5 protein-coding genes and 2 pseudogenes are annotated in these 5,990 nt (G+C 55.2%); 5 read left to right on the top strand and 2 right to left on the bottom strand.

Going from position 1 to position 5,990, the window contains the following annotated elements:
* The first annotated feature begins 16 nt into the window (after positions 1-16).
* The 3 genes from EGX79_11055 (at position 17) to EGX79_11065 (ending at position 2,777) form a co-directional block, all read left to right on the top strand.
* Entirely contained in the window at positions 17-508 is a 492-nt protein-coding gene (locus EGX79_11055; protein AYX82818.1) for a mobilization protein, read from the top strand.
* 6 nt (positions 509-514) lie between these two features.
* Complete coding sequence (locus EGX79_11060) at positions 515-730, top strand: mobilization protein (protein ID AYX82819.1); 216 nt, start codon at positions 515-517, stop codon at positions 728-730.
* A gap of 742 nt (positions 731-1,472) precedes the next feature.
* On the top strand, positions 1,473-2,777 hold the full coding sequence (locus tag EGX79_11065; protein ID AYX82822.1) for a methyl-accepting chemotaxis protein: 1,305 nt from the start codon (positions 1,473-1,475) through the stop codon (positions 2,775-2,777).
* Here the strand turns inward: EGX79_11065 and EGX79_11070 are convergent.
* A pseudogene (locus tag EGX79_11070) lies at positions 2,764-3,005 on the bottom strand (hypothetical protein). The gene EGX79_11065 and the pseudogene EGX79_11070 overlap by 14 nt on opposite strands.
* A 183-nt stretch (positions 3,006-3,188) precedes the next feature.
* A pseudogene (locus EGX79_11075) lies at positions 3,189-3,590 on the bottom strand (plasmid replication initiation protein).
* Between the two features lie 183 nt (positions 3,591-3,773).
* On the opposite strand from EGX79_11075, the gene mobC reads away from it, so the two are divergent.
* Together mobC and EGX79_11085 are read left to right on the top strand one after the other, a co-directional pair.
* Positions 3,774-4,118: a plasmid mobilization relaxosome protein MobC gene (gene mobC, locus EGX79_11080; GenBank protein ID AYX82820.1), complete on the top strand. Its 345-nt coding sequence runs from the start codon at positions 3,774-3,776 to the stop codon at positions 4,116-4,118.
* The gene (locus EGX79_11085; GenBank protein AYX82821.1) at positions 4,108-5,607 is read left to right on the top strand and encodes a nuclease; all 1,500 of its coding nucleotides are present in this window, start codon (positions 4,108-4,110) and stop codon (positions 5,605-5,607) included. Before mobC ends, EGX79_11085 begins: the two co-directional genes overlap by 11 nt.
* Positions 5,608-5,990: the final 383 nt, after the last annotated feature.

Genomic DNA, 5,990 nt, shown 5'->3' on the forward strand with positions numbered 1-5,990 from the left:
CTGAAGGGAGCCATCTATGAGCAGTCTTTTAACGCTGGCGAAGGACTTGGAGCAGCAATCGAAAGCGCAGAAGCAGAGTACCGGCGAGATGCTGAAAGCCGCATTCAGCGAGCACGAGCAGTCTGTCAGAGCGGAACTGAGCGCAAGCGCGAGGAGAATCAGCGACGCCATCCTCGCCCACGAGCAGAGTATGAGCGAGGCGATGGAGAAAAACCGGCGGAGCGTACTGCGGACTGCCGGGCGGACATGGCTCACCATCCTGATGGTGTCAGCGCTGCTGATCGGCACGAGCGGGAGCATTCTGTGGTGGCAGGGGCAGCAGATAACCGACAATTACACGCATCTTCGTCAGCAGGAAGATACCCTGGCGAAAATGACCGCCCGGACGTGGGGAGTGCGCTATCAGGAGAGCAGCGACGGCCGGAGGTTTCTTATCCTGCCGCCGGGGATGCAAACCGAAGCCATCCCCTACGACGGGACGACATGGATCCGCCTGAAACAGGAGTAGCGGAAAATGACAGAGCTGGAAAAGCAGTTGCTGAGCGCATTAGAGCAGCTACAGCAGGACTACTCGCAAAGGCTGGACGAATGGGAGAGCGCCTTCGCGGAATGGCGGAGCATGTGTGGGCTTATGCAACGGGAGAACGCGGTGCTGAACGAGCGCGTGTCGGACTTGAGCACGCAGGTGCTGAGTTTAAGCGAGCAGCTGCGCCGCTTGTCCGGGAACTGAATGCCACCGAGTTCCGGCAGAGGGAGAATGAGTATCAGAAAACGCTCGAGCTGCAGCGCCAGCCGCAGAAAACCTACAAAGGACCGACGCTGGGCTGACAGATGCCGGCCCGTGACAAACCCCAAGAAGAAGGGCTCTTATCTCTCCCGCTAAATAGGTTCGTGATCAAAAAGGTCAAGGCTTATTCAGGAGCGGGAAATGAAATTGCTTAACGTTATTGAAGCTGTACTTAACTGTCTGTATCTGGCTGCAGAGCTGTGGGAGTGGCTGGAGAAGCATTTGCCGGTTTTTAAGGCATTGGCGCGGATTTTAGTGTGACTTTAACATCCATGCATCTGGCTGCATGACTATGCACCAGTGTAATATTCAGCGGCTGCGTTTCTGGTGTTTTTTCGTTATGTCTGTCGCCACTTTCTCGCGTCTGGCACCGGAAACGCAGCCAACCCCGTTTCAGTGGTGCGGGCAACGGATGTTATGGTAAATTCGTCAGGCTGTTGCATTAAGTTTCATGAACAATGCAACTTAAGCGCGTGACGAAAAAATTACCGCCTGCCCTCTAAGGCCGGCGCGGCGGCGGCCGATAACTGAGGTGCCTGAAACCAGGTTTTAACTCTGTGACACGTTGTCTTCCGCTCCCTGCCCGGGAGCTTTTTTTCTGCCACCGGCAGGGCGGGCATGATGGTATCCGCGTCCTCGGGGATAACCATGGCAGTCCTTACATTATCCGAGCAATCTGATGTATATGCGTTCACTTAAAAATCTGTTCTCCCTGAACCGCCAGCGCTCAGCCATTTCGTATGACGCAATTTGTCAGAATAAGCCTGTCATTGAATTCAGTCCGGAGGGGGTGATACATAAAGCCAGCCCGCTTTTTCTCTCCACTATGGGGTACAGGGCTGATGAAATAATCGGTCACCACCATCGTATATTCTGCCCACCCTCTCTGGTGAGTTCACCGGAATACAGCCATTTCTGGCAGCGCCTTGCCCGGGGAGAAAGCTTTAGTGGCAAGTTCCTGCGGCGGGCAAAGGGAAATCGTTCCGTATGGCTTGAAGCCAGTTATATCCCCGTTACTGACCGGCGCGGTCGTGTGACCAGAGTCATTAAAATTGCTGCAGATATTTCTGAGCGCGTGCATTCTGCGCTTGAGCAGGAAGCAGTCCTAAATGCCATAAACCGTTCTATGGCCATAATCACCTTCAATCCTGAAGGGATCGTGCTTGATGCAAATGAAAATTTCGTCAATGCCACTGGCTATAAACGGGATGAAGTCATCGGTAAGCATCATCGTCTGTTTTGTGCCGAGACGCTTTACAAAAGTGATGAATACCGACAGTTCTGGGAGAGGCTGAATCAGGGTGAGTTTTTTTCTGGTCAGTTTCCACGTATTAACCGTCAGGGAGACCCTCTGTGGTTCCGTGCAACTTATAACCCTGTCTTTAACAGTGACGGGCAGCTTTATAAAATTGTGAAATTCGCTACAGATGTCACGGCTGATGTCCTGCGAAACCAGAGAGAGCAGGAGGCTGCTGTGCATGCATGGGATATGGCCGTGCAGACACGAGGAAGTGCGCAGAACGGTGCAAATGTTATTGAAAATAGCATCCTTATGATTGACAGAATTGCGCAGGGGATGGGAGCTGTCTCCACCGATGTCTCCCGGCTCAACAATCAGTCTGAAAGTATTGACGGTATGGTGGAAACCATCCGGAAGTTTGCCATGCAAACAAGACTTATTGCATTGAATGCCGCGATTGAAGCAGCAAGGGCGGGCGCATCCGGAAGAAGTTTTGCGGTTGTTGCCGCAGAGGTGCGTAATCTTGCGGCGAGCGTCAGTAGCGCGACTGAAGAAATTGAGCAAGTCGTGGCCAGCAATAGTCAACTGGCTAAAGATGTTCTCAGTGGCATTGAAAACAGCCTGATGACCACCCGGGAAGGGGTCACACTCATGCGTGAAGCGGGTGAAGTGATGACCAGCATTCAGAGGAATGCTGCAGGAGTTGAGACTGCGGTTAAGGATGTCGCCATTTCAGTTAAAGCCGGATAGGCCATGGTGCATATCCCCATATCTGTCGAACATCACAGATGATCTTCTTGAGATCCTTTCCGTTGCGTCGTAATCTCTTGCTCTGAAAACGAAAAAACCACCCGGCAAGGTGGTTTTTCGAAGGTTCATTAAACCGGCAAGTTTATGAACCGTGGTAACAGGGTGTACAAGACCGCTGCCACCAAAATCGTCCTTCCAGTTTAGCCGTAGTTGGGCTGAGACTTCAAGAACTCTGCATCAGTAATCTCTTGTACACCCTCTTACCAGTGGCTGCTGCCAGTGGCGTTTTGTCGTGTCTTTCCGGGTTGGACTCAAGACGATAGTTACCGGATAAGGCGCAGCGGTCGGGCTGAACGGGGGGTTCGTGCATACAGTCCAGCTTGGAGCGAACTGCCTTCCCGGAACCGAGTGTCAGGCGTGGAATGAGAAACCGCGGCCATAACAGCGGAATGACACCGGTAAACCGAAAGGCAGGAACAGGAGAGCGCACGAGGGAGCCACCAGGGGGAAACGCCTGGTATCTTTAAGTCCTGTCGGGTTTCGCCACCACTGATTTGAGCGTCAGATTTCGTGATGCTTGTCAGGGGGGCGGAGCCTATGGAAAAACGGCTTCGCCGCAGCCTTCTCTCCGTTCCGCTAAGTATCTTCCTGGCATCTTCCAGGAAATTTCCGCCCCACCTGTAAGCCGGTACCGCTCGCCGCAGCCGAACGACCGAGCGCAGCGAGTCAGTGAGCGAGGAAGTGGAATATATTCTGTATCACATATTCCACTTACGCTCCGCTGCTGCATTTTTCTCCTGCCACATGAAGCACTTCACTGATACCCGCATCCGTGCCAACATATTAAGCCAGTATACACTCCGCTAGCGCTACGTGACTGGTTCAGGGCTGCGCCCCGAAACCCGCTAAAAGTCACTGACGCGCCTGCGGCTTGTCCAACCCCGCGCCGACCGGGAAAGGCTTTCCCGCCCGTCCCGGCGTTATCAGGAGGCCGGTTTGTCAGAGAAACGGAACAAGATGCTCACCATGTGGGTGACGGAGGACGAGCACCGGCGGCTGCTTGAGCGCTGTGACGGCAGGCAGCTGGCGGCGTGGATGCGGCAGATCTGCCTGGACGAAAAGCCGGCACGTTCCGGAAAGCTCCCCTCAATCTCGCCGGCGCTGCTGCGCCAGCTTGCCGGCATGGGCAATAACCTGAACCAGATAGCCCGCCGTGTTAACGCCGGCGGCGGTACCGGCCATGACAGGGTGCAGATTGTTGCGGCGCTGATGGCCATCGATGCCGGACTTGAGCGGCTGCGGCACGCCGTTCTTGAGAAAGGAACGGACGATGATCGTTAAATTTCATCCACGCGGTCGCGGCGGTGGCGCCGGGCCGGTGGACTATCTGCTGGGTAAAGACCGGCAGCGTGAAGGCGCCACCGTCCTGCAGGGGAAGCCGGAAGAAGTCCGGGAGCTGATTGACGCGTCGCCTTACGTTAAGAAATACACCTCCGGCGTCCTGTCGTTTGCGGAGGCCGATCTGCCTCCCGGCCAGCGGGAAAAACTGATGGCCAGCTTCGAGCGGGTTCTGATGCCCGGACTCGATAAAGATCAGTACAGCATTCTGTGGGTGGAGCACGCTGACAAGGGGCGTCTGGAGCTGAACTTTCTGATCCCCAATACCGAGCTGCTGACCGGCAGACGGCTCCAGCCGTATTACGATCGCGCCGACCGTCCACGCATCGATGCCTGGCAGACCATCGTGAACGGCAGACTGGGGCTGCACGACCCGAACGCACCGGAGAACCGGCGGGCACTGGTCACACCGTCTGCACTGCCTAAAGCGAAGCAGGAGGCTGCAGAAGCGATTACACGCGGTCTGCTTGCTCTTGCCTCATCCGGGGAGCTGAAAACCCGTCAGGATGTCACTGAGGCGCTGGAAAGCGCAGGTTTTGAGGTGGTCCGCACCACAAAAAGCAGTATCAGCATTGCCGACCCGGACGGGGGGCGAAACATCCGACTGAAGGGAGCCATTTATGAACAGTCTTTTAACGCTGGCGAAGGACTTAGAGCAGAAATCGAAAGCGCAGCAGCAGAATACCGGCGAGATGCTGAAAGCCGCATTCAGCGAGCACGAGAAATCTGTAAAAGCGGAACTGAACGAAAGCGCGAAGAGAATCAGCGCCGCCATCCTCGACCACGACCGGAAACTGTCCTCAGCCATGAGCCAGCGCACGAAAGGCATGGTGCGCATGGTCAGCCAGACGTGGCTGACCATCGTCCTGGTCTCCGCGCTGCTGATCGCCTCGAGCGCGGGCATTCTGTGGTGGCAGGGGCAGCAGATACTCGACAACTACACGACCATCCGGGAGCAGAAGAGCACGCAGGCCATGCTGTCAGAGAGGAACAGCGGCGTGCAGCTCTCGACCTGCGGCGAGCAGAGACGCCGCTGCGTGAAGGTGAACCCGGAAGCGGGACGGTTCGGAGAGGATTCGAGCTGGATGATACTGGCGGGGAAATAGCACATGACGGAGCTGGAAAAACAGTTGCTGAGCGCATTAGAGCAGCTACAGCAGGACTACTCGAAAAGGCTGGACGAGTGGGAGAGCGCCTTCGCGGAATGGCGGACGATGTCTGGTCTTATGCTACGGGAGAACGCAGCGCTGAGCGAGCGCGTCACGGGCTTGAGCAGGCAGGTGCAGAGTTTGAGCGAGCAGCTGCGCCGGTTGTCGAGCGACTGAATGCCGTCGAGCTGCACCGGGAGCAGGAGCGCGTGGTGCAGCATCAGAAAGCGCTGGAGCTGGAGCGATCTCAGCGACAGCGGACGTATAACAGCCCTTCACTGTGATAACCTGATAAAACGGGGCTTTCGGCGGACATCTGCGCTGAAAGCCGGAGCCATTCACCCGACTGCATAGCCATGCAGCCGGGTGAAATTTATCTGGCGCAGAATGCGCGGTTTAGCGGAGAGTTTGCTGCCGGTTTTACCGGGCTGACGCCGCATTTGTTCCGAACCCGTCCGGGGCGGTGCTGATAAGGGATGTTATGGTAAATGCGGCATTTTTTATTATATGGAGTGTATTTTTATGAGAATTAAAAAGCCTCACCTTCGTCCGATAGTCATAACCTTGTCCGTTGGTGGGATTTTGTTAACTTCTATTTTTCTGATTGCCGTTATTATGGTTTTTCAGCGCGAAAATATAGAAAAAGATTTGCTTTATGCTAATTCAT

The organism is Corynebacterium jeikeium (assembly GCA_003955985.1).
GTDB lineage: Bacteria > Actinomycetota > Actinomycetes > Mycobacteriales > Mycobacteriaceae > Corynebacterium > Corynebacterium jeikeium_D.

What these genes read in the sequence shown, in the direction of transcription:
- EGX79_11055 (AYX82818.1), top strand. Translation starts at nt 17, where the DNA reads ATGAGCAGTCTTTTAACGCTGGCGAAGGACTTGGAGCAGCAATCGAAA.
- EGX79_11060 (AYX82819.1), top strand. Translation starts at nt 515, where the DNA reads ATGACAGAGCTGGAAAAGCAGTTGCTGAGCGCATTAGAGCAGCTACAG.
- EGX79_11065 (AYX82822.1), top strand. Translation starts at nt 1,473, where the DNA reads ATGCGTTCACTTAAAAATCTGTTCTCCCTGAACCGCCAGCGCTCAGCC.
- EGX79_11085 (AYX82821.1), top strand. Translation starts at nt 4,108, where the DNA reads ATGATCGTTAAATTTCATCCACGCGGTCGCGGCGGTGGCGCCGGGCCG.